20 protein-coding genes are annotated in these 25,204 nt (G+C 33.6%); 5 read left to right on the top strand and 15 right to left on the bottom strand.

Going from position 1 to position 25,204, the window contains the following annotated elements:
• Nucleotides 1-17 precede the first annotated feature (17 nt).
• On the top strand, nt 18-3,446 hold the full coding sequence (locus HGP29_RS06165; protein ID WP_168881495.1) for a CHAT domain-containing protein: 3,429 nt from the start codon (nt 18-20) through the stop codon (nt 3,444-3,446).
• Between the two features lie 54 nt (nt 3,447-3,500).
• Nucleotides 3,501-4,178, top strand: coding sequence for a Rossmann-fold NAD(P)-binding domain-containing protein (locus HGP29_RS06160; protein WP_168881494.1), 678 nt, complete (start codon nt 3,501-3,503; stop codon nt 4,176-4,178).
• Nucleotides 4,179-4,269: 91 nt separating this feature from the next.
• Here the strand turns inward: HGP29_RS06160 and HGP29_RS06155 are convergent, their stop codons facing one another.
• The 6 genes from HGP29_RS06155 to hemA form a co-directional block, all read right to left on the bottom strand.
• Nucleotides 4,270-4,971, bottom strand: coding sequence for a cytochrome c3 family protein (locus HGP29_RS06155; RefSeq protein ID WP_168881493.1), 702 nt, complete (start codon nt 4,969-4,971; stop codon nt 4,270-4,272).
• Complete coding sequence (locus HGP29_RS06150; protein WP_168881492.1) at nt 4,964-6,016, bottom strand: ferredoxin--NADP reductase; 1,053 nt, start codon at nt 6,014-6,016, stop codon at nt 4,964-4,966. Before HGP29_RS06150 ends, HGP29_RS06155 begins: the two co-directional genes overlap by 8 nt.
• Nucleotides 6,017-6,063: 47 nt before the next feature.
• The gene (locus HGP29_RS06145) at nt 6,064-6,540 is read right to left on the bottom strand and encodes a hypothetical protein (RefSeq protein WP_168881491.1); all 477 of its coding nucleotides are present in this window, start codon (nt 6,538-6,540) and stop codon (nt 6,064-6,066) included.
• Between the two features lie 183 nt (nt 6,541-6,723).
• Nucleotides 6,724-7,539 carry a c-type heme family protein gene (locus HGP29_RS06140; RefSeq protein WP_168881490.1) on the bottom strand — a complete coding sequence of 272 codons (816 nt, stop codon included), beginning with the start codon at nt 7,537-7,539 and terminating at the stop codon, nt 6,724-6,726.
• Nucleotides 7,540-7,671: 132 nt separating this feature from the next.
• Nucleotides 7,672-8,145, bottom strand: a complete 474-nt coding sequence (locus tag HGP29_RS06135; protein ID WP_168881489.1) for a globin family protein — start codon at nt 8,143-8,145, stop codon at nt 7,672-7,674.
• Nucleotides 8,146-8,149: 4 nt separating this feature from the next.
• Nucleotides 8,150-9,412 (bottom strand): glutamyl-tRNA reductase, encoded by a 1,263-nt coding sequence (hemA, locus tag HGP29_RS06130; RefSeq protein WP_168881488.1) that lies wholly within the window; start codon nt 9,410-9,412, stop codon nt 8,150-8,152.
• Nucleotides 9,413-9,796: 384 nt separating this feature from the next.
• On the opposite strand from hemA, the gene yiaA reads away from it, so the two are divergent.
• Both yiaA and HGP29_RS06120 read left to right on the top strand, forming a co-directional pair.
• The gene (yiaA, locus tag HGP29_RS06125) at nt 9,797-10,192 is read left to right on the top strand and encodes an inner membrane protein YiaA (protein ID WP_168881487.1); all 396 of its coding nucleotides are present in this window, start codon (nt 9,797-9,799) and stop codon (nt 10,190-10,192) included.
• Between the two features lie 75 nt (nt 10,193-10,267).
• Nucleotides 10,268-10,588, top strand: a complete 321-nt coding sequence (locus HGP29_RS06120; protein ID WP_168881486.1) for a DUF6804 family protein — start codon at nt 10,268-10,270, stop codon at nt 10,586-10,588.
• Between the two features lie 19 nt (nt 10,589-10,607).
• Here HGP29_RS06120 and HGP29_RS06115 read toward each other — a convergent pair whose 3' ends face one another.
• Complete coding sequence (locus HGP29_RS06115) at nt 10,608-12,143, bottom strand: TonB family protein (RefSeq protein WP_168881485.1); 1,536 nt, start codon at nt 12,141-12,143, stop codon at nt 10,608-10,610.
• A 4-nt stretch (nt 12,144-12,147) separates the two neighbouring features.
• Nucleotides 12,148-12,522, bottom strand: coding sequence for a BlaI/MecI/CopY family transcriptional regulator (locus HGP29_RS06110; protein WP_168881484.1), 375 nt, complete (start codon nt 12,520-12,522; stop codon nt 12,148-12,150).
• Nucleotides 12,523-13,007: 485 nt separating this feature from the next.
• On the opposite strand from HGP29_RS06110, the gene HGP29_RS06105 reads away from it, so the two are divergent.
• On the top strand, nt 13,008-13,409 hold the full coding sequence (locus HGP29_RS06105; RefSeq protein ID WP_168881483.1) for a TonB family protein: 402 nt from the start codon (nt 13,008-13,010) through the stop codon (nt 13,407-13,409).
• Nucleotides 13,410-13,573: 164 nt separating this feature from the next.
• On the opposite strand, the gene HGP29_RS06100 is transcribed toward HGP29_RS06105, so the two are convergent.
• From HGP29_RS06100 to HGP29_RS06070, 7 genes are all read right to left on the bottom strand, one after another.
• Nucleotides 13,574-15,538, bottom strand: coding sequence for a YgiQ family radical SAM protein (locus HGP29_RS06100; protein ID WP_168881482.1), 1,965 nt, complete (start codon nt 15,536-15,538; stop codon nt 13,574-13,576).
• 326 nt (nt 15,539-15,864) lie between these two features.
• Nucleotides 15,865-16,941, bottom strand: a complete 1,077-nt coding sequence (locus HGP29_RS06095) for a lysylphosphatidylglycerol synthase transmembrane domain-containing protein (RefSeq protein WP_168881481.1) — start codon at nt 16,939-16,941, stop codon at nt 15,865-15,867.
• Nucleotides 16,942-17,040: 99 nt separating this feature from the next.
• Entirely contained in the window at nt 17,041-19,104 is a 2,064-nt protein-coding gene (locus HGP29_RS06090) for an ATP-binding protein (protein ID WP_168881480.1), read from the bottom strand.
• Nucleotides 19,082-20,185 carry an FIST signal transduction protein gene (locus HGP29_RS06085; RefSeq protein WP_168881479.1) on the bottom strand — a complete coding sequence of 368 codons (1,104 nt, stop codon included), beginning with the start codon at nt 20,183-20,185 and terminating at the stop codon, nt 19,082-19,084. Before HGP29_RS06085 ends, HGP29_RS06090 begins: the two co-directional genes overlap by 23 nt.
• Nucleotides 20,186-20,227: 42 nt before the next feature.
• The gene (locus HGP29_RS06080) at nt 20,228-21,895 is read right to left on the bottom strand and encodes a S41 family peptidase (protein WP_168881478.1); all 1,668 of its coding nucleotides are present in this window, start codon (nt 21,893-21,895) and stop codon (nt 20,228-20,230) included.
• A gap of 23 nt (nt 21,896-21,918) precedes the next feature.
• The gene (locus tag HGP29_RS06075; protein WP_211093215.1) at nt 21,919-22,227 is read right to left on the bottom strand and encodes a HesB/IscA family protein; all 309 of its coding nucleotides are present in this window, start codon (nt 22,225-22,227) and stop codon (nt 21,919-21,921) included.
• Nucleotides 22,228-22,476: 249 nt separating this feature from the next.
• A complete protein-coding gene (locus HGP29_RS06070) occupies nt 22,477-25,014 on the bottom strand; it encodes a LysM peptidoglycan-binding domain-containing protein (RefSeq protein ID WP_168881477.1) in 2,538 nt (845 codons plus the stop codon).
• Nucleotides 25,015-25,204: the final 190 nt, after the last annotated feature.

Below are 25,204 nucleotides of genomic sequence, written 5' to 3'. Positions count from 1 at the left end.
TCACCTGATTACTATTGATGCCCCAAAAAACTATTTATAGAACTATATTACTGCTGTTTATATTCGTATCATTACATGCTTTTGGACAAGAGTTTAAGCCTGTATTTGATCATAATATTTTAAACGAATACCGTACTCAAGGTCAACTAGATAAAGCTGAAAACTATCTGATCTACAGTATAGAAAGAGTATTAAGAGAAACGGACGATGAGTATAGCATCAAGCTAGTATTGCCTTATATTTATTTAGGTAGAATCTATGTAGAGAAACAAAACTACCAAGAAGCCATTCGATATTTTAAGAAGTCACTTGATGTCATGGATAATTCGGCAGGATCAATGTATCCTGATTACTGTTTGGCGACAAATTTCCTAGTGGGTACTTATCTAATTATAGGGGAAGAAGATAAGGCCGAAATCTTATTGAGAACAATAAATACACTACACAAGAAAACAGTAGGCTATGATAACCCCATTTATAGTATGACCTTATTTAACGAAGGTTTTTTACATGGATTAAATGGAGATATAGTGTTGTCAGATCAGAAATTCAAGCAGTCATTATCCATGATGAAAGATTATAAAATTGAGCAAGATTTCTACCTTAATTTTACTAGCTATCAGATTTATTGGGCAAAAATGATGTTACAACAGGGGCGTTTCAATAAAGCAGAAACACTACTTGCTACTATAAAAAAAGACCTTGAAAAGAATGAGCTTCAAAACACATCTCAATACCTACTAATGTTAACAGTTCTAGGAGATTGTTACGCTAAAACGGAAGATTTCGAGAAGGCAATTGAAGTTTATAAACAGGCAAAAGAAAGAGCTATTCATGTCTTGGGGAAAAACCAGATTCTCTATGCAAATATTTTGAGTTTGATGGCAACGGTAAATAAAAAAATGTCTCATTATCAATTAGCTACTGAAAACCTAAAAGAAGCTCTTCAAATCTATTCTTTAAGAAATTACCATCAATCTGCATACAAAAGGGCACAACTAGAATTAGTAAATGTATATCTTATCATCGGTGAATATGAAATCGCAAGTTTTCATATGAGGGATGTGAGTAAGTACATCAAAAAAAGTGGAGACATATATTTATTTTATTTAGTTACAAAGGCGAGACAGGAGTTTCTAAATGGGAATTTTGTTCAGCATGAGATCCTTCTATCAGAGTTTTATAATCTAATGGATAACCGAATGGAGAAATACCATGATGAGTATACTATCTCAGTGAGTATTTATGTGGATTATAATTTCTTATATGGGAACCCTGTTGATGGAAGAGAAAAGCTTTTTGAGAATTATAGATATTTAGTATCCACAGGAAAAACACATACTACTGCATATTCTATCTATCAATATAATTTAGCATGGAATTTAGTTGAAAAAGGTGATTACAAGCTGGCAGAAGAAAGCTTTAAACAAGCAGAGAAAATAATATCAAAGAAATTTTCTCAGGACCATGCTTTTATGCTTATGGTTTTTGGTTTAAAAGGTTGGTCTTTATCTAAACAAGAGAAATACAGGGAAGCAATTAATTATTATGATAAAGCCATTAAAATCGCAAAAGAGAACTATTTGTCAGATACAGAAGTACATGTAGTTCGATTAAAATTCTTAAAAGCTAAAGCACTAGTTCAGTTAAAAAAATATGAAGAAGCTAAGACCATATTTAATGCGATACTCTATCGATGTGATGAAAACACAGTAATATATGCATCACTTTTGGCACATTTAGCTTATTTATATTCGATCAAAGGAGACGATGAACAAATGATTTCCTATATGAAGCAGGCCTTGCAAAACAGGTTGAGTTTCTATCAGAAGACGTTACTATATTCTAATGAACAGGAAAGGGTACTTTTTCTAAAACGAACGAACGACGTTGGAGACATTTTTAATGCAATCATTTATGATAAAGGCGAGGCAATTACACCAGAGATATTAAACTTATACATCAACTTTAATATAGCTAACAAAACGATATTGAAGTACCGTTCAAAGATCTCCAAGAAGAAATTGATCGCCCTAGAAAAGATAAAAGGTGAAGGAGCCATATTCCCTTATTTGGAGAAACTTATACAGTTACGATCGCAGTTATCTTGCTTGTATTTTATGAGCGACGAAGAACGAATACAACAAAGAGAACATCCTATTGAACTAAAACAAAGGGTAGTAGAACTTGAAAAATCATTGTTATTGGCTTCTTCAGAAATTGAAATAAACGATGAAGAATCACAAATCAAGAATTGGCATGATATACAAAATAAGCTAGAAGAATCAGAGTCTTTTGTAGAAGTGATCAAAGTATATGACTACAATAAAAAGGACGTAGAATATTTTGCAACAATTCTGATAAAGAATAAATCTTATCCATTTATAGTTAGGATAGGAGAGGAGGAAGACTTGCTACAGCTCATAGAGAAAAGTGAAGATTGGTATAAAGAAACAGAAAGACAATCAAGAGGAATAAGAATCAATAAACCTACAGGGGAGAGAGCATATGCAAGTTTATGGGAGCCAATTCAAGTAAAGTTAGATAGCCTTTTACCCAATCATTCTACTATCCTTTTTTGTCCATATGGTATTTATAATAAAGTGAACATTAATACTTTTCAAAATCCAGTAACTAAGAAATTTCTTATTCAGGAGGAGGAGATTATTTTGATGTCAACGGCTTTGGAACTCGGAGACTTTAAAAGGGAAAACACCTTTTCAAAAGATGATTATGCTGTTCTATTGGGAGCACCTGTATTTAATAATACAAGTAATAATGATGATGAAAGAGGAGCTCCAACTTTAAAAGGTGTAGGTAATATTCAAGTACCCATCACCAACTTGCCAGGCACAGAAAAGGAAATAAAAAAGATAGATGAAATTTTAGTAAACAAAGGGTGGGAAACTGAGGTTTATCTAAATAAGAAAGCAACAGAAAAAAATATCAAGCAATTAAAACGTTCCCCATATATTTTACATGTAGCTACGCATGGCTTTTTCTTACAAAGCGAAAATGTGGTAACTGATTATAACCTTCTTAGGTCGGGTCTTTTTTTATCAGAATCTTCAAACCTAAACGATACTTTGACTTTAGATTATTCTGAAGGAATAGATGGAATTTTATCCGCTTTTGAAGTAACAGGGTTAAATTTAGATAAAACAGAATTAGTGGTTTTGTCTGCGTGTAATACCGGTGTGGTTTCTAATGAAGACGATGATGGGATTACTAGCCTTCAGTATGCTTTTAGTGTTGCTGGAGCCCATACGTTTATCACAAGCTTATGGAATGTAGATGATATATTTACCGTAAAACTGATGAGTAAGTTTTATGAACTTTGGTTATTGTATGGTGATAAGTATAAGGCATTTAGAGATGCACAATTACAACTTTTATCAGAAGAACCAGATCCATATTATTGGGGAAGTTTTATTATGATTGAATAATTAATCCAAATTCTAATCGTTAAACAATAAAGATCCTTATATTATAAACTAGACATGAAAAAAATAAAGGCAATCATAACTGGAGCAACAGGGATGATCGGTCATGGAGTTCTCATTGAATGTTTGGAAAATGATCAAGTAGAAAAAGTATTGATCATTGTTCGTTCTAAGATGAATATTGATCACCCAAAACTCGAACAAGTTGTTCATGAAGATTTTTTTGATCTTACACCAATTATACCAAAACTAGTAGACTATAACGCATGTTTTTTCTGTCTAGGAATATCATCCGCAGGTATTAGTAAAGATGATTACTATAAAACTACTTATAGTCTTACTATGCATTTTGCGAGTGTATTATTACCATTAAGTCCTGATGTAACGTTCTGTTTTATCTCAGGAGCAGGAACATCAACAAATGAAAATAGCTCTCAAAATTGGGCAAACGTAAAAGGAAAAGCAGAAAATGATTTATTGACGCTACCTTTTAAAAAGCATTACATGTTTAGACCAGGCTTTATTCAGCCAATGAAGGGAGTGGAGTCTAAAGTACCAATGTATAAAAAAATCTATAAGATGCTAGGGCCATTGTACCCGGTGATTGATACCTTATTTCCAAAATATATTACTTCTACACCACGCGTAGGTAAAGCAATGATAAATGCTGCAGTAGAAGGGTATGAAAATACCTATTTAGAAAATGCAGATATTAATATCCTTGCCGGAAGATAATAGAGTGTTATATATAAAAAAGCCCTCACAGTATTTGTGAAGGGCTTTTTTGTATGGAACAATTAAAGTAAATAAGAAGACAGCTTTTTGATTATTGTTGGTTAAGAAATTCTTCTTCAGTAGTGGCATAAAATTTCTTCTCTTGTGCGTAAGGAGAATCACCACCATTAAAATAAGCTCTGATTTCTTCTATAGGAATAGTATCCTTGATAGATTCTGCAGCATGGAAAATATGATTGCCATGAAAATCATGACATTGTAAACAGGTATTCCATTGTTTTGCACCGATAAGCTCTTTATGAGAAACGTCTAAAGGATCATTCTTCATTTCTGTTTCTTCATGACAGCTTCTACAGTAACCAACATCTAATTGGGTTATTCGAACACCGTTATGTTCTTGGTGACAAGATTCACAGTTTGTAACGCCAATCTCTTTGCGGGCATTAGCAAATCGAGGTTCCTCAAACCGGTGTAATGGATGCCTGTCATTTTCTCTTTCATGACAAGCCAAACATTTATTATTATCCACATTCTCTGTACCGAAGTTAGCTTCAGAGCGTCTTAAGCCGACACTAAACATAATGTTTGCTTGCATCTGTTGGAAGACATTCCCTTTTGCAGTGGTATGGCAAGATGAACATTGAAGCTCCTCATGTCCTGTATTTAAAGGCCCTTTGGAGAGGTATTCTTCATTGGCAGGGTGAGATAGAACTACATAAGCAATACTAGTAATGAAGATACCGAAGCTCATACCGATCCATTGCCTGCGTCTTTTTCTACTAATTTTAAGCATATTCAACGACTACATCATTACTAATAGGATGACAAATACATGGGAGAATGATTCCATCATTTACTTCTTGCTCACTTAAAACGTGACCATCTCTCATAAAAACTTCTCCTTGAGCTACTTTTGCTTTGCAGCTACCACATATACCATCCATACAAACATAAGGGAGGCTGATTTTTTCATCCAATGCAGCTTCTAGGATATTACTATTAGCTTTTACAGTAAATACATGCTCTTTTCCTTTCTGAAGAAGTCTAATCTCTCTGTTTTCTAAGAAAGCCCCTGCATTTTTCATTTCCTTAGAAGTCGGAGGAGGTGCAGAAAAACGCTCGATGTGTATCGCTTTTTCATCAACATTTGCTGCTTTTAAACCTTCCTCAGCTTCTATCATCATTCCAGAAGGGCCACAAATAAAATACTCTGTAGTATCCCATTGAGGCACTTTTTTAAGGTATTCTGGAACTTGAGTTCTTTCCACTCTTCCTTTGTAGCAATCCTTAAAGTCACCTGGAGATTCTAATATATGTACCAAGTGTAATCGATCTTCAAAAACGTTTTTATACTCTGTTAATTCTTGATTGAAGATGATGGATTCAACATCTCTATTGCCATAAAATAATGAAACTATACTTTGAGGCTCTTTATGTAAGATCGATTTCAAAATAGAGATCAGAGGAGTTATACCACTTCCTGCTCCAAAAAGAACAATATGTCTTTTTTTCTCAACATCAGGTGTGATAGTAAACTCACCCATTGGATATAATACCTGAACTTTATCTCCTTTTTTTACATTATCAAATAAGAAATTAGATACTTTGCCGTCTTTAATTCTTTTGACGGTTACACTAATTGTTTTGTCAACTTTAGGTGCACTATTTAATGAATAACACCTTCTTTCCACGCGACCATTGACATTGACAAGTAGTGTTAGAAATTGTCCTGGAGTATATTTAATTTTTCGGAAGAAAGGTTGTTTAAAATGTATACTGATAGCATCTGAAGTTTCTTTCACTACATCTACTACCTTTAGTTTTAATGTTTTTTCCATCTCTTTATGATTTATGATTGAAGATCATTTTAGTTTTTAGCTATTCATTATTCATAGTAGAAAACTACCCATATATGGTAGAAGGTTAAGAAAGTAATAAAGACAGAGAAGGTTACATGTACGATCATCCATCCTTGAAAAATTAGTTGTGATCTCGTTTTTAATAGGTCAAGGTTAAACATGCCCATTACAAAATTGCTAAAGAAAGTAAGGCTGAGAATAAAAAGATAGGCGAACCCTAATTCCATGGAATGTATATAGAATAATAATGGAGTAAAGGCCCCTAACCAATTATGAATTTTATGAAAGGTGATAGACTTATGTTGCCACTTAGGTACAACCCGTACAAGACTCAAGGTCCATTGAAATAGAATAATACAGAAAAGGCCTAATCCCGACCACCTTCTGTACATCTGTTCTTGTTGTAATTGATAAAGTGCTTCCCATCTAAGTTCAAAGACATCTTGTGCCACAAAGAGGAGAAACAATATACTACCAATTACAATGTATAATTGTTTACTCATTACATGTCATTTTAAAGGTTGAGAACAGCACCTCTCGCGTAAAGAAAACTTGTTGTCTGTTTGGTGTAGAAGGTGAAAGTAAGCATAGAAAAAACCAAACTATTAGAAACAAATGAGAGGTGCGTGTTCATCAAAACTAACTAATTAAAAATTACAATTATGACATCGAAAAAAAAGTACAAACTAAATCTTTAGAATAGCGTTTAGTGTCTCCTCTGATGCAAGTTCACCTACGCTATCTAGGAAGATAGTTGGTTCAGGTAATTGGTATCCTTTTTTAGGCCAATCATCACCAACAACAGGAACATCATTATCCTTAAATGTTTTTGTTTTATCAATGTATTTTTGGAAAGTTGAAGATGCTCCATTTCTGTAAGCCATTATGATTTCTTGAAGCTCATTAAAAGAAACTGAATCTTCTGGATAGGTCCATGTAGTAGCTCCTTGAATATCACCCAATTTCCAATCACTTTTTGTTGTTTCTGGATGCTTATTATGACAACTGACACAAGCATTAGCTGAAGCAAAGTCTGGAAACATGGCAGTATATAATTGATTTTCTTCATCGTAGAAGAATTTTGGTTCTTCGTCATTTCTCATTTCTGCAAACAGTTCAGCTTGCTTACCTGTAAACTTATTTGATTTTCTGATAGGGAAATCAGAACCTAAGAAAAGTCCTAAAGGTACTTCCTTGCGCTTACGGATGTCACTTGCAATGCCTCGCAGAAATAGGGCGGGTAGTGGACCTGCCTCGATGTGGTCTTTCTCCCAGTCCTCGTCAAATTTGAGTCCCTTTTTTTTTCCTTCACCAACGATTGCCTTGGTGTAAAGTGTTCTAGCCACATCATTTTCTTTGGCTACTATTGTGAACGCTTCTTGAATAGAATATTTCTTGTCGGATGCTTTTGTAGTATCGTCTTCTGGTAATGGTTGACAGCTAAAAAAGAACTGAACTAATCCAATAATACACACAAGAGGAAAGTTTTTTCTGAAAGTCATGATTATGCTATTTTATTGTTTGAAACATGTGTTAAGTTCGGAGGAGTAAGGCAAAGGGACATAAAAATCAAGCCCCTTGCCCATCATAATACTCATGTAAGAGTTGGAATTTAAGCGATTGTCTATTTTCAATTATACAGGTTCTACTGTGGCCGCAGCCTCTTTCATAGTAGTAGCTAGCACTGTATAAACTGTGGTCCAGGCTTCTGCAACTTCATCTGTCCATGCATCTCCTAAGCCTGTTTCTAAAGTAAATAATAAAGCAGCAGCAACAGTATCGTAATGTTGATCTTCTACTTGATAGGCTACGTGTCTTTTTCCTAAATCCTGAACTACTGGTACTAATGCACCAAGGTCGTTTAAGCCATTTACCGCTGCAGCTAACATGGCCATTAATTTTTTACCTTGCTCTTTGATATCAGATTTAAAAAGAGGCTTTAACGTAGGGTCTAAGTCAAATAACTTAGTGTAAAAAATTTCAGCAGCTTTTTCCGCAATGGGAGCTACCATAGCAAAAGTTTCTTGTACAAGTTGTACCTGTCTGTCTGATACAGGGCCTTCTTGCTTTTTTTTCTTCTTACCAAATAATGATTTAAAAAAACTCATAGTATTAATTGTTTAGTTGTGATGAAATAGCCTGGGGTTGTTCAAGAGTAAAAAGTTCTTGTAATGCTTGACTTAATTCTTCTGATTCTCCTCTTAAACAGGCTTGTTTTAATTTTACTACAGGTACTTGAATAATCTTATTTAAAAGATGCATAGATACTTTTTCTGCAGCAGTTATTTCGTCTTGGTTTAAGTCTTTTTTGAAAGTAGCTAACGATGATAACCTTATCGCCTCTAATTGTTGTTTTAGTTGATGAATTGTAGGAGAGAACACTTGACTTTGTTGCCAGAGTTTAAACTGTTCTACTTCATCATGAATAATTTGCTGTACAGTATTAATTTCCTGTTTTTTCTGTGAAATGGCTTCTTTTGATAGTCGACCAATATCATCTATATTATAAAGTTTAGCACCTAATCGTTCAACCTGACTACATACACTTCTTGGCGCACCAAGGTCAATAATACATTTTGGTGGTACATGATTAAAGTGTGTGATTTTATATTGAGTGCTTTCTCCGTCTATGCACGAAATGATAAAATCAAACTTGTGTAGTTTCTGTTTATGGAGTCCAAAATCAATAGCATTAAAACCATAGTTTTTTGAGATCATTCTAGCTTTGGACATACTTCTGTTTGTGACCCATATGTTCTGTAGGTCAAATTCCGAAAGGTATTTACAGATGCTTTGTCCCATTTCACCTAAGCCTACAATTAATACTTTACTTCCAATGGTTTTTGAAAGTTCTCCTAATAGAATTTTGACAGCATTATATGCATTTGAAGTGGCTCCTTTTAGAAATAAAGTCTCATTACTTACCCTTTTATGAGTATGAAATATCACATGCATGATTCGATGTAAATAAGCACCGCACATTCCTAAATCGGCCGCTTTTTGGTAAGCATCTTTTAATTGACCGTAGATTTGTAAATCTCCCAAAATCAATGAATCTAACCCCATACCTACATTAAAGATATGTTGAATAGCTTCATCACCTTCATAGCTTTTTACAAGAGGTAGATATTGTTCAGAATATGTAATACATTTTATTGTACATAGTAATTTTAATAATTCTAATGTCAGAGGTTTGTTATTCAAATAATAAATTTCAGTTCTATTACAAGTAGATAGAATAATACATTCTTCAAGATTCAAAATCTCTTTTACTTGTAGAACCATTCGTTCATTTTCTAATGTACTTAATTTAAATTTTTCCCGATTTTCTATTGCAACATTATGATGCGCGATAGAGACAGTGTATAAGTTCATCCTTTATTAGTTAGTGAGAATTAAAGCACACAATGAGAAAGCTTTTTGTTGTTTGCTTACATCACAAAAGTAGGGGGAGTGAAAAAAGTATACTATGTGAATCAACAAGTAAACAGTAGTTTTTTAACACTAAAATTACCTGTCAAATTGCAGTTATTATTTTGTGATTATATAGCTGTATATGTGTTTGTTACGGTTTTATAATAAGTGTATGTTTATTCATTCATTTAATGTGTATTTTCATATGTTGTTTAATATTTATTAATCTTTTTTAACTAAACGATTCCAAACCAATACTTTACAACTGCCGTTAGTAAACCCAACTTCAGATAGTTTAAGAGTCAGGTTGATTCACTATCTATTTATAACTTAAAGAACTTAACTATGAATACTAAACCGTCAAATGCGTATATCGGATCCTCTTGGGTGATTTTAATTACAGGAGTATTAGGATATTTAATCGGTTTATTTAGAGCAGAAATGTTGTTAAATGAAAAAGGGTATTACTTAACTGTACTTTTATTTGCATTATATTCTGCTGTATCTGTTCAGAAATGTGTTAGAGATAAAGAAGAATTTATTCAAGTAACCAACCTTTACTATGGCTTAAGTTGGTTCTCATTAATTGCTTCCATAGCATTATTAGCAATAGGATTGATAAATGCAGATTTATTACCAAGTGAAAAAGGGTTCTACGCCTTTGGTTTTATAATGTCAATATTCGGGGCAATTACAGTACAAAAAAATACAAGAGATATACATCAATATAATAACTCATAAATTATTCACTAAGGCACTTCTGAAATAGGAGTGCCTTTCGTATTTTTAGACTCTCAGAAACCAACTAATTAAAAAATGAAAATACTCTTCAATATTACAGGGACATGCCTATTACTAGCAGTTTTCTCTTTGCCATTAGAATTTTATACCTTCCTTCGAATATTGGTTTCAGTGGCGGCAATAGCTGGTATTTATTATGAAATCAATCATTATGATAAGAATTTTACAGTAAGGTTGATCGTAGTATTCGTTTTTATTCTTTTAACCTTCAACCCTTTTATACCTCTTCATCTCAATGATAAAATGTCTTGGGTTGTGATTGACGTTATTGCCGCGATATTTTTTATTGGTTACAGAATTGGTCTTGAAAGAAAAAGATCTTTAAAAAAAAGATAGGGGCCGAAGCCCCATAGATTTATAATTTAAAACTGATTGGCATAACCAACCTTTGTTTAACGGTCTGCCCTTGATGTTCTGCAGGTTGCCAGTCCGTCATTACCTTTTGTGCTGCTCTTAAAGCTTCTTCTTCTAATAAATAGTCAGGCGACTTTAAGGCTTTCATATCAGTAAGGCTTCCATCTTGGTTAACAGTAAATTGAATATAAACTTTACCTTCAATATTTAATTCCTTAGCCTTCGTTGGATAACTAATTTCTTTTGCCAATTGAGCATATAATTTTTGCATGCCTCCTTTATAAATTGCGGGTTGATCTACCACTTCGAATACATCGTTTTTTAGTTGCTCATCAGTATATGTTTCAGACGAACCCTCCTTTAAAGTGGTAAACCTTCTAGAAGAGGGGAGTGCTTTAATTTTCTGAATTAACTCTTCACTTAATTTGTCCTTATCCATATCAGCAATCAATAAGTTATTGACATTTTCAGAGATATAAGAAGGAAATAAATTTTTGTCTTTAACCGCTTCTAATTGTTTAATAAGATCTGTTGTCTGCTCAGATTCATATCCTTGGAAAAACGTTTTCATGTTTTCACTTGTCCAATAGATTTCATTATCAATTGCATATCCAAATACAATATCACCTTGTAGATCTTTAATACGAGGATCTACGTCGGTAGTTAGTCCATCTTTAACACAAGCTTGTGCTAGGACAATAATAGAACTTAGAAAAACGATTGAAAAGATGGAATGAACTCTTTTCCACTGTGCAGAACGTTGTTGTTTTAACATGTTAATTCTAGATTTAATAGTTGAGAATTGAAATCCGTGGCCAACACTTATTGAGAGCTCATCAAAAAGTGATCGAACCATTAATTGACGATAGGAACTATCGTTCGTCATTTGATTTGCCTTTTGATCGGCAATGTATTCATGCTGCGTGCGCAGTGCAGCATCAATGATATATATAGCAGGGTGGAACCAAAAAATACATTTTAATAGTTCCATGATGAATATGTCTATGGAGTGGAAGTCTTTTACATGAGCAATTTCATGATGAAGTATTAAGTCAGCTTCATGCTTGGAAAGCTTTTTAGAATTATCCCAAAAGATATATCCTAAATAAGCAAATGTAGGGTATTGTCCGTTGGTAATAATTAGCTGCTTATTTAGCCTTTTTTCTTTTGGATTTCGAACGATAAACTTCCATAATTTCAAGTTCGAAAGTGTAAACTTTATTGTAAATAAAAATACTACTGAAGCATAAAAAAGGAGTGCAATTTCATGATCACTAAGTGTAACAGCAGAAGTAGTTGATAGAGAAAGGTCTCCTACTTGTAACACAGGTAGTGTTATCACTGGGATAGTATTCGCTATCACCGTCTGTTGCTCTTCTGGTAATATATTGAGAAGAGGAAATAGTATAGAGATCATTACCCCAATTAGAATAGTAAATCTATTTAACTGAAAGAAGGTTTCCCTTTTTAGGAAAATCAGATAAAATAGAGCGAGTAATGTTAATCCAATTGATGATATAAAGAGGTAAGAAAGCATGTTATTAATCTTTAGTGTTTGGTTTATCGTCTTCTATATCTTTTAAAAGGTCTTCTAATTCATTAAGATTAACATCTTCCTTTTTTGCAAAAAAAGAAACCATGTTTTCAAAAGAACCACTAAAGAATCTCCCTACAAAACTCTTAAGATATTGATGTGAGTATTGTTCTTTTGTTACTAATGGATAGTATTGATGCGATTTTCCAAATGTATTATGACCTACAAATTCTTTTTGTTCCAGAATACGAATAATAGTAGAAATGGTATTGTAAGCAGGTTTTGGAGCTGGTAATTGCTCTATTATTTCTTTTACAAAACCTTTGTCCAGATCCCATAAAACTTGCATGACTTGTTCTTCTGCAGTAGTAAGCTTTTTCATAATTATTTATTTGATGATGTCTGCAATGTATCAACTAAAAATTTAGTTCACAACTTTTTCAACTAAAAAATTAGTTTAATAACTAAAAGTGTAGTTGAATAACTAAGTGTTTAGTTGTTTTAGCAGTTATTTATCTAAAATAAATCTTGTAAAAGAGAGTCGGGATTTAAATTTTTTGTGATTAAAAATGAGCGGATTATATCAGCTTATTAAAAATTAAGGTTTTTTAGTTCACAATTTAGTAACATTGAAATGATGTTTACGTTACACTTTATTACTTCTAATTTCTAATTGATTAAAAACAAATATTTACGAAATGTTGGTTTTTAGCTTTTTAATTGACAATTTGAAGTCGAAGTAATGATGATGATCACTATATTTTAAAGTGTTTATCATACATTTTATAAGTGTATTAATATACCTTTGTATTACACCAATGTTAACAAAGGCATTGTTTTTTCTTTTTAAATTAAAATTATACTAACATGAAAAATATCAGAATAATTACAGCGTTTTTACTTTCTCTAACATTTGCTATTGCATCAGTAAACGCAAATAATATAGACGACGATAAACCATTATTTTCATATAAGCAGGCTTCTCCAATAAATTATGAAAGTGCAATGAGCCTTGTTACATATCCTAAAGTTGGAAAAGATTTAGCAATTGAAGGATCTGTTAAAGTTAGAGTTTACGTTAATGCTCAGGGAGAAGTAGAAAAATATACTTTTATGAAAGGTTCTGATACTCGTTTAGCGACTGGAGTAGACGAAGCAATTAAAGCATTAGAATTTGAACCAACGTTAGTTACAAATAATATTACAGGTGAAGTAGAGGCTGTACCTTCTTGGGTAATTATTCCTCTAAACTTTTCACTTGAATTCTAAGATTTCAAAATAGTATTGAAATTTAATGAATAACCCCATAGCAAATATTTGTTGTGGGGTTTATTATTTTTAGACGGATCAAAGGGTAAGCGATAGTGACTTATTCCCTAAATAAAAAAACAGCACTTAAATAAATAAGTGCTGTTTTTTTTATGTTTATCTTTTTACTTTCTTCTTCTCTTATTTCTAGAGTTTTTCTTCGAAGGAGTATTTTTATTCCCATGTTTTGAAGGAGTTGGTTTACCATTGCTTGTGGTATTGGCAAATCGCTCTTCCCTTTTTTGTTGTGCATGGTATTTTAGCAGATCCTCAGCCATTTTTGAGTTACCACTTTTTCGTAAGGTATCTCTAATCCAAGACTGGTTTTCCTTTTTATACCAGAAGAAGAATTTATTCTGATCTTTCTTTTTTCTAGGGTCCTTAACCGTATCAACAGGCTTTAAGGTATAAGGATGAACTCCAGAATAATAGATAACCGTTGCTGTTGTCATTGGGGTAGGAGTAAAATCTTGAACTTGCTCCAATTTGAAACCCATATCCTTTGTTTCCAACGCAAGGTTTGCCATATCTTTCATTTCACAACCAGGGTGTGATGAAATAAAATAAGGAATCAGTGGTTGTTTTAAACCATGTTTCTTATTGATCTGATCAAACTTCTTTTTAAAAGTATGGAAATGTTTAAAAGATGGCTTACGCATAATACGTAATACAGGATCAGAAGTATGCTCTGGAGCAACTTTTAAACGACCAGGAATATGTCTGGTAACTACCTGTTCCATGTACTCATGCAAACTCTTTGTTTCGTCAGATTTATTGTATTCACTAACTAATAAATCATAGCGAATACCACTACTAACAAAGGCTTTTTTAATCTCAGGCATTGCATCAACTTTTCTGTAAAGTTGAGTCATTGCTTTGTGAGAGGAATCCAAGTTATCACAAACAACAGGGTGAATACAAGATGGGCTGACACATTTATCGCAGATCGATTGTATCTTACCTTTCATCTTATACATGTTTGCAGAAGGTCCTCCCAAATCACTTAAATAACCTTTGAAATCAGGCATTTTTGTTACCTCTTTGATCTCATTGATAATTGATTTTTCGGATCTACTTGCAATCATTTTACCTTGGTGAGCTGAAATAGTACAGAAACTACAACCACCAAAACACCCTCTATGCATATTGATAGAGAACTTAATCATCTCGAATGCAGGGATAGGACCTCTTCCATTGTACTTTGGATGAGGAAGTCTTGTATAAGGGAGATCGAATGAAGCATCAATTTCGTTCTCCTTCATTGTTTTATAAGGAGGGTTGATCACTAATCTTTCATCACCAATTACCTGAACAAGACGGTCAGCCATCTGTTTATTTGATTCTCTTTCGATGTGCTTAAAGTTGGAAGCAAATGCAATTTTGTCTTCTAAGCATTTCTCATGAGAATTTAATTCAATTGTATTCCAATGGACACCTTTTGGTACATCTTCTTCAACAGGCTGTAAAATAGCTGTTTGTTGAATAGTCTTTAACGAACGCATAGGAACGCCCTTTTTTACCAATTTGATGATTTGCTTTAAAGGCTGTTCACCCATACCATATACCAAAATATCTGCATCAGATTCTTTTAGTATAGAAGGCATCAGCTTATCAGACCAATAATCATAGTGTGTTACTCTTCTTAATGAGGCTTCAATTCCACCAATAAGAACAGGTACTTCAGGATATAATTCCTTTAATATTTTAGTATATACTACAGTGGCATAATCAGGTCTGAAACCTGGAGCACCATCAGGAGTGTAAGCATCATTGGATCTTTTTCTCTTTGCAGCTGTATAATGATTCACCATGGAATCCATACAGCCACCAGTTACTCCAAAAAATAAATTAGGCTTTCCTAATTTCTTGAAGTCTCTTAAATCATCTCTCCAGTTAGGTTGAGGGATAATTCCTACTTTCAAACCTTCTGCTTCTACTAGGCGAGCAATCACTGCTGCACCAAAAGAAGGGTGATCTACATATGCATCACCAGAAATAATAATAACGTCAAGGCTATCCCAACCGCGAAGCTCCATTTCTTTCTTCGTAATTGGTAACCAATCAGATAATTTATGTTCTTTTTTAATCATAATTCTAAGTTCGGGGTACAAAGTTCGTAAGAAAGAACATAGAATACTGTATTTACAGACATCTATTTGTAAAATGAAAGTAAATTTTCCTAGTTATTGTTTGAAAATCAGCTGTTTTATTGAATTCTTTTATGAAAATTACATTTGTAGCTATTCTTAATAAACTGAATTGTAGTTCATTTCGGTAATCTCGACCTTTACAATAAGAAAAAGAGTACTTTCTAGTTGAACCGATTTTTTATTTACCTATTACCTAATTATCGAAAACACACATAAGACACAAAAAAAGAGCTATACCTTTTAGTGTATAGCTCTTTTCTATTGTATTAAAACCTTTTCTGAATCCATCTTGGAAGAACAATTGCACCAATCAATAGGTAAGTATAATAGGTGAAAAGCCTCCAGAACAGAGCAACAACCAATACTATACCTCCATCTTTAAAGAATTCTCTGAAAAACTCTCCAAAGAAATATTCAGCAGTTCCTGCACTACCAGGAGTCGGTGATATTAACATCACAATCCACATGATAATTTGTCGGCCAAAAATTAGAAACTGATCTAATATATCTTGAGTAGTAAGGTTGAAAATATCTATTTGTAAGAATGCATTGATTAAGCAATTCAACATGGCATATCTCGCAGACCAAATGAAAACGGTAGATAAAATTACTTTTACCCAATAGGAAGAAGTGTGTCCTTTTAGCTCTTTTGATGCAACAACCATTTCATTTCCGCTTTTTACAGCCATTCTTCTCCACCTTTTTGTAAAACTAAACGATGTAAGATACCAGAGGAATTTTTTAAAGGATTTTGGCCCAATAAATAATCCCCAAGCCATAAAAGCGGTATAAAAAGCGATTAAACTAACACTAACAGCAAATATTTGAGGTAGTCCAAGTGTAAAACCAAGCAGGTCTGTAGAATAGTCATTAGATGGGAAGATACTTCCAGGAAACAATGCAATAACAAGTAGTGAAGCAACGACAAAGAACATATTGTCTAAAATTGCTGTAAGCATCACAAAACTTAGTGATTTACCAAAGGGTATTTTCTCTCTGTTCATTATGAACACTGCAACGCTTGTTCCTCCAACTACAGAAGGAGTAATTGCAGAGGCAAACTCCCAAAGCATAATCACGAAGAAACTGGCATTCCAATCTAATTTATTGTTGGTAAGTGTACGAATTCTGTACATATACCCGATATCACGCCCAAACAGTACTACAAAAGATAGAAACACCCAAAAAAGGTTCATGTTTCCAAGGCTTTCAATAATGAGATCGAGATTTATACTATCATCAGACCAAATCATGTAAAATAGGACACTAAGACCAACTAGAATCGGAAGAAACATTTTTGTCGGACTTAGGTTTTTTAGCATTTTTTGCTCTTGAGTATCCATAAAAGAAGCTAAATAATGTAGTTGGACGTTGATTACTAAAATAAAATAACGTACAAAAATACAGTCATAATCCGATTTTCAACTACAATCTTAAATTTTTTAGGATTTGATGTTCTTTTTTTGGATATGCTTGATCAGCTTTTGTAATAATGAATCGGGTTCGAAAGGCTTAGAAGCAAAATCATCAAAACCTTTTTGATCCAAGGAAAAGACTTCTTCACTTGCTACATCTGCAGTTAATGCAATGATAGGTAGTTCTTGGTAATAGTCTTCTTCAAAACTTCTAATAATTTTAGTGGCTTCAAAACCATCCATCACAGGCATCTGAAGGTCCATTAAAACGATATCTATTTGTTGTTTTGTTCTTTTTAGTTGATCTAATGCTTCCTCTCCGTTTTTAGCTACATATAGAGTAGCATCCCATCTTTTCAGGAATTCAGAGGCAATAAGTATGTTGAAATCATTGTCGTCTACCAATAAAACACTGACCCCGTTCAAGTTTTCAATTCTAGTGATTTCTCCTTGGTTCCAGTCTTCTTCCTCATCGTTCTGATTCGCTGCAATTTCATAAGGTAGAGTAACAATAAAGTTAGTTCCTTCACCTACGTTACTATCTACCTCAAGGCTGCCTTCAAGTAAATCCACTAATTTTTTTGTGATACTTAATCCTAACCCTGTTCCTCCGAACTTTCTTGTTGTACTACTATCTTCTTGTGTAAATGCTTCGAAAATATTGTCAATTCGGTCTTGAGATATACCAATACCACTATCCTTGACACTGAATTGATATACGACACTTTTTTTGTTCTTAAATGTGCTAGTCACCGTAATATCTACTCCACCTTTATCTGTAAATTTAATGGCATTAGAGATAAGGTTTAATAGGATTTGAGATAATCGAGTAGGGTCTCCAATGATATAATTTACAGGTACCTTTTCAAGATTTAAATTTAAGCTGATGTTTTTATCTTCAGCATTATCAGTATGCATGGCAAATAAGTTTTCCATTGTTTCGATCAATGGAAAACGTATTCTTTCCAAACTTACCTTGTTGGCTTCTAGTTTATTGAAATCCAAAATTTCATTGATCAGACGTAGCAGGTTGTCAGCTGCAAATCTCATCATTTTCAATTTTTTGGACTGATAATCATCTAAAGTGGTATCTTTTAGAAGGTTAAGCGAACCAATAATTGAGTTCATTGGTGTTCGAATTTCATGACTCATAGTAGATAGAAATTCCATCTTCACTCTAGCCAATTTTTCTGCCTTGTCTTTCTCTTCCTTTAATTTGTATTCAATGGATTTCCTGCTGGTAATATCCATTCCGTAAATATTTACATAACCATATTCGGGAATAGGCTTAACGGTAAAGGAGTAAAACTTCCCGTCAATCACCTGTTCATAAACCTTCATCTCATTGGTATTTAAGGTTTTAGAGAACATGGTAGCATATGCCCATTTTAAGTCCAAAAAGTGCCCTTTTATACGTTCAGCAGGAGCATTGAAATACAGTAATTCTACGTCTTTTGTAAATCGTAAAACGGGGTAGGGGTTTTGTTGAGGGAATTTTGCCGTCATCAAAACCTCATTACTCATCGATTTAGATTTATCAATTTCTATTTCAAGCTTTAATTGATTTAGAGAAGCAATGATCGAGTTTTTAAAATGGTCAAATACTACTCTAAGTTTTTTAACTGCTTTTTTATTGATTTTTTCATCGTTGGGAATAGATGAATACAATTTGATAAAACCAAAATTGTCAAGTCGATAAAAGAAGTATGTACCTTCTTTAATGTTTATAGTTTCATGGATGACATATGGTTTCTCTACGACGAACGAATAAATATCTTCGTCAGATGAATAGGATAGAAAATGTTCTACTAATGCAGTTTGCTGTTTGTGTATTTCTTTGATCGGGTAATTTATCATGCGAATCCAGTCTGCATCATGAGTTTTTATAGGCAATAAGGTAAGTGATGACCTTTTGATTGTGCTAGCTTTTAACCATAATGATGCTGATGTTAAACTCTTACGATGTAAAAGTAATTTTATAAAGTTGTCTATATTTTCATGAAAATCTAACGTACGTCCTGTCTGAAGTGACAATTCATACAATAGCATCATGTCTTGTAAAACATCATTATTTTGGTTGGTCGATAGCATTAATTACAATAGTTTTATTGAAAAACTCTATATATTGTCCATTTCCATAGGATGAAATTTCACCCATTGATAGTGCACCTATGATATTATCATTTAACTGTTTTTCCCTCAATATCTTTTTACAGACATTAATTTCTTGCGGGTAATTTTCACCAAGGAATAAATACCTAGAAATACAATCCATCACAATAGGTTGTATGGAATTGTCTTCATTGAGCTGTAGGGTAGCGTCTTTTGTGGCTTGTTCTGCAGCTTTTATCAGATGCTCTTGTGTACTGTTTAGTATGTATAGTACACTGTTTTCTAATACCTCACCTACACAGTTTAATGCACCGTTTTTATCCACGAGGTAAGGGTCTCTGACAATATCTTCTTGTCCCTCTTTCATCATACCAAATGGATAGGATTTTGCAATTTCTAGAAAATTTTCCTCATTGATTTCTAATTGGTTGTTTTCTCTAATAAATTCTTGATACAGTTCAAATGCATTTTGCCAATTCAGCTCAACGATCTTATTTTTCTCTGTTTTTGTTGCTATTAATGGACCGTGGATTCTACTCCAACCATGTTGAATTCCTAAGTTAAAATTATCAGAAGTAGTACAGAAAATAGCACTGTCTTTCATTAACCCTTGGTTCGTAAATACACAAGGTTTTTGTACTAAAGATAAAGAACCTGCTCCACCTCCAAAATATGAGAAATTAGCTCCTAGATATTGGTAAATATCTTCGATCATCTCTTGGACTTGTAGTGAGAGACCATCTATAAATAAAAATGCGTTATTGTCTGATTTGTTGATATAATTAATATCAAAAGGGCTGTCATTATTTATGATCATTGGAGAAGAGGAACTATTGAATTTAAAAGCAATAAGCCCTTCTTCATAAAATTGATTCTCAGCAATAAGTATAGGGAAAATGGCTCCCATACAAGAAATAGAAGCAGAATTGCAGGCTTCAATCAGTGATGGAATAATTTCCTCACTAGCATCAGCTATTAAAAAAAGATACACTTCATTTTCTTGATGATCTTTTTTAATAGTTTCAACAATTATATCTATATCAGAAGTTGAGAAATACATAGTTCTTGAGTTACTGTTACAACGAATTGTAACCTAAAGATATTATCCTTCTACTTTTTTTGTAGAATCTTCATTTGCTAAACCATTCTTAAAAATTCGTTTTGCTTCATCAACCATAGGGTCCTTAGTGTTCATTACTCTATAATATCCACTGTCACCCCACATTGCTCTGGCAATAAGAACTTTAATGCGGTGTTTAATATATTCATCAGTTTTCTGGTCAAAATCAGTTTGCTTTCTTTTATGAATACCGTTTTGCTCAGAATACGTTTCTAAATTACGAATTAGATTTTTTTCTTGATCAAATTTTTCCATGAAATGGTCAATACCATTTTCTTGAAGATCAATATAGTTTTCAGTAGTATAGTCCAGAGCAAAATCTCTTAACATATCGGTATGTTCCAATGTATAATAATAAATACCAACTGATGATGTATCTAATGGAATAAAATTATCAGGAATTATACCTCCGCCACCATAAACAACTCTATTGTTATCGGTTTTAAATTGAGGCATTTTATCTGTTTTTATACTATCTCTATTAAATAATTCACCACTCTCATACCTCTGTGAGATGTCTTCATTGTATGATATACCTTCGCCGTAAGGCTTTTGTATACTTCTACCACTCGGAGTGAAATACCTTGAAATTGTTAATCTAAGTAAGGAGTTGTCTTTCAAACGAATTTGTCGTTGTACTAATCCTTTTCCATAGGTTCGTCTCCCTACCACTAATGCTCTGTCATGATCTTGTAGTGCACCTGTAACTATTTCTGAGGCAGAAGCACTTCTTTCATTCACCAAGACAACGATAGGCCCATCAAAAGAAGGGTCTCTAAGACTATATTCTTTTTCAGTGAACTCATTCCCTTTTCCTTCAGTGTAAACGATCAGATCGTCTTTTGGTAATAGGTCATCGGCTATTTTTACAGCTTGTCCTAAGAATCCACCACCATTATCTCTTAAGTCAATGACAAGGTTTTTCATACCATCTGATTTGAGTTTTAATAATGAATTGTGAAACTCATCATAGGTTTTTGTGGCAAACTTTGTGATTTTGATATATCCCGTTTCGTTATCAATCAAATAACTAGCTTCTACAGAAGGAGTAGGAACAATATCTCTTGTGATCGAGAAGGCAAGTAGCTCGTCTTGTTTTTTTCTTTTGACTTGTATATCGACAGTAGTTCCTTTCTTTCCTCTTAATTTTTTGACAATCTCTGAGTTAGCAATGGACTTACCGGCAATAGTATCTCCATTTACGGTAATAATTTTATCACCCGCTCTAACACCTGTCTTTTTTGATGGACCTCCAGGCATTACAGAAAGTACTTTAAGAGTATCATCTATAATACGAAACTCAATACCAACACCTTCAAATCCATCATCTAATCGGGAAGCCATAATGTCAGCTTCAGAAGGAGGAACATATACAGTATGAGGGTCTAGATCTTTAAGGACAATATCAATCGCTTTTTGTGTCAGCTGATCAATATCAACAGTATCTACATAATACTTATCTACATAATTAAGTAAACGTTCAAATTTTGAGGCATTAGAGTCCACCGTCAAACGTTTGTCTGTCGGACTTGGTGATCTTAAATGAGAACCAATAATGACGCCTAACCCTACAGAGACACCAATGATCAAGGGTATCCAAGCTTTTATGTTTGCGTTGTCATTATGAGATGTAGTACTTTTTTCTGTCATCGTTAATTGAATGTAATCAAAAGCTACTGAGCGGACACTTTGTTAAAGACGAAGCCTCTTTCATCTCTTCTGTCTTCAAAATCAATTTCTAAATCTAAAAGGAACATCATTTGTCTTTTTTCAATAAGCACTTTGATGCCTTTAGTTTCATATTCAATGTCGGTTTCTTTAGCTTGGTCAAAGCCTAAAGTGAATTGAGCTCCTCCACAGCCACCACCACCTTTTACACCGACTCTAAGGGCGTATCCTTCTGGAACTTTCTTCTGGGTTAATATATTGTTTATCTCTTCAGCAGCACTGTCAGTGATGCTAATCGGATTTTCGATTTTCATAGTAATAAATAATTTAAGCCTAAGATTGTTTAAAAACAAGAATGAATCCTTCAAATAGTGAAGAATATTCTGCGAATCTCGTAAAATCTTGAAAGTACACAAATATCTATCAGATTATGAAAAATGAATGATTTTTAATTTTTTCATTTCATGTTTTATAAACTAGATCGTAATCTATTGAAATTGTGATATTTCAAGAAAAAAGCCATGCATAAGCATGGCTTTGAAAATTATTTGTAATAAATATTTTTATGCAATTAATCCTTGACCTTTAGTAGGATTTTTTGCTGAACTTAATCCACTATGAAGCATACTGTTGCCTCTATCAGCAACTCGTTTATCAGCCCCGCCTTCTTGTCTGACAATTTCTTGAAGAACTTCTCTTTCATCAATCATCATAATTTGTTGTAATGAATGAAGACCTTTTTGTCTGGCAATGGCATTGATTGCATTTGAAAACATTTCTCCTGTTTTTACAATCCATTTATTTACAGTCATATCAATGGCGAATCCCAATCCCATAGCGGAGTTGATCACTTCAGTGATCAATAAATTACTTTGAGAGAACCTACCCGTATTAATATTAAGTTTAATTCCGAGAGCAGGTTTTGCATAGGCCTTTACTCCTTGTAGAATTTGGGCTTTTATTAATTCAGGGTGGAACGCAGCTCTAATAAAAGGACCATATAGTTGATGATCTCCTCTTAGTGCCTTTTCGGCTTCAATACCTTTTAATCTACCTTTTCCTGGGAAATCAATAATTAACTCCCCTTGATGGATATCATTATTACGAGTAGTGTACTCTACATCGATCCCTACACTTTGGAAAATAGATTTAAATAGAGCGGGTTGAGTCACTTTCATTCTTGCTATAAGTGGTGCCAAACCTCTACCTCCACCAGCAAATTGAATAAAGCCGTACGAGAAGAATGCTTTATCATAGCTATTAATCGCATCAAAATTACCCTCATGACTCGAAACAACTTGCATCGCTGAAGCCATAACTGGAGAAAGTCCTACATCAGTGTATACACTCAATGGAATATCTTTAGGAAGAGATTTTCCGATATATCCTACACCATCATAATATTGGTTATACCCACTGTAAACAAAGTTTTGGAACTCAGCGGTTTCAGTTTGGCCATTAACAGGATTTGGGAACTTTAATGTGAATTTAGTAAAGTCTTTTAAGAATTTGTAGGTCGCATCATGTGGACTCACTTCACCATATGTAAATTGGTTTGTACCCAACATTTGGCACCTTGCATCTGTTCCTACCCACCAATTCAGTCGGAATCTATCCTGCATTTTTCTTAATGCACTTAGAGTGTTAGGAACTCTGCTACCGGGAACCTGACCGCTATATGATTGTGCAATTTGCCTTACATTTTCACCATGAGATGAACTTAATAATCCCAATTGAATCAGACGTTTTTGCAAATTTTCTACATCATCAACAATCATATTGTACCTAGAACCAATTTTATTTCTAAGTCCATTAGCAAAGATGGTTTTGCCATCTAGTTTACTCAATTGATAAATAGAGCGTCCTTGTGCATTATGGATATTAGATGATGTATTTTGCTGTTGTGAAGGGGCACTTGTTGCACCACTTTGCTTAGGTATCATGATTTGCTGACCCACATAAATTCTTCCTTTAGGAATATGATTCGCGGCAACAATTTCCTGAGGTGTTACACCAAATTTCTTGGCAATCTTTGATAAATAATCTCCAGACTGAATAGTGTAAACATGATACCTTGGATTTTCCGGAGCTTTAGGGCTAGATGTTGGATTCGGAGCAGAAGGTTTTTGTGATTGAGGGGGAATATGAAGTATCTGACCAATATAAATTGTAGCATCAAGAGTTAACTTGTTATAAGCTAAAATTTCTGCAGGAGAAACGTTATATTTTTTTCCAATAGCATATAGAGACTCACCTCTAGAAATCTTGTGTGATGTCTTAGATGGTTTTGGAGTTTCTTTCTGTGGTGTAACTGTTGTTGTCGAGTGGGAGGAAGTACTTCCGGGTGAACTCGTTTCTTCCGTTACTTTCAGTTCTTGTCCAATTTGTATTGGAGTATTTGCATCAAACCCATTAAGCTCAAGAATTTTTTGAGGGGTTAACCCAACTTCTCTTGATATCTTGTACAATGTGTCTCCTTGTTGTACCGTGTATACTTTTGGAGGTTGTTGCTTGGGAACTGTAGAACTTTGTTTTGGTGTACTTACTGTAGATGTAGGAGCATTTGTTGAACCAGATGGAATATTCAACTCTTGTCCGATATAAATAGGTGTATTTGCAGGTAAGCCATTTGCTGCTAAAATAGCTTGAGGAGTTGTTTGATATTGTCTAGCAATACCATATAACGATTCTCCAGCATCAACCTTATGAATTTTCTGTTGTCCTGATGTATTTGGAGTAGGTGTAACTGTTGTTGTTTTCTCTTGCTCCTCACTTGGGATTTTTAAAACCTGCCCAATATATATTCCTGCATTTGTTCCTAAGTTATTTTCAGTAAGTATTCTCGCAGGGGATATATTGTATTTTCTTCCTATTGCGTACAATGAATCACCTTTAACAACAGTATGTGTTTTACCACTTGTAGCAGGTTCTACTTTTGTATTGTTTTGTGGAGTACTACTTTTTCCTACAATAATTTCTTGACCAATTTGTAAAGTGGGTACAGACGACCAATTATTTAATGAAATTAAGTCATCAGTAGATAGGTTATGTTTTCGGGCAATGCCGTATAATGTGTCTCCAGGCTGGACAGCGTAGTTCATATTATTAGGGGTATTTTGTATTTTCTTTATTTAAAACGACAGCAACAAAATCATTCAATGCTTATTTGCTTGATAAGCAATACAGTAAATTCTTAAAAATTACGTACTTTTGATATATATCACTGCATTCTTCATTTTGATATTACAATTTAAAAAAACAAAGTGATATGTGAATTGATAAACTGAAAAC

This window comes from Flammeovirga agarivorans, assembly GCF_012641475.1.
Lineage (GTDB): Bacteria > Bacteroidota > Bacteroidia > Cytophagales > Flammeovirgaceae > Flammeovirga > Flammeovirga agarivorans.
Note: the sequence above shows the minus strand (reverse complement) of the source record. Positions and strands in the feature narration are given on the sequence as shown.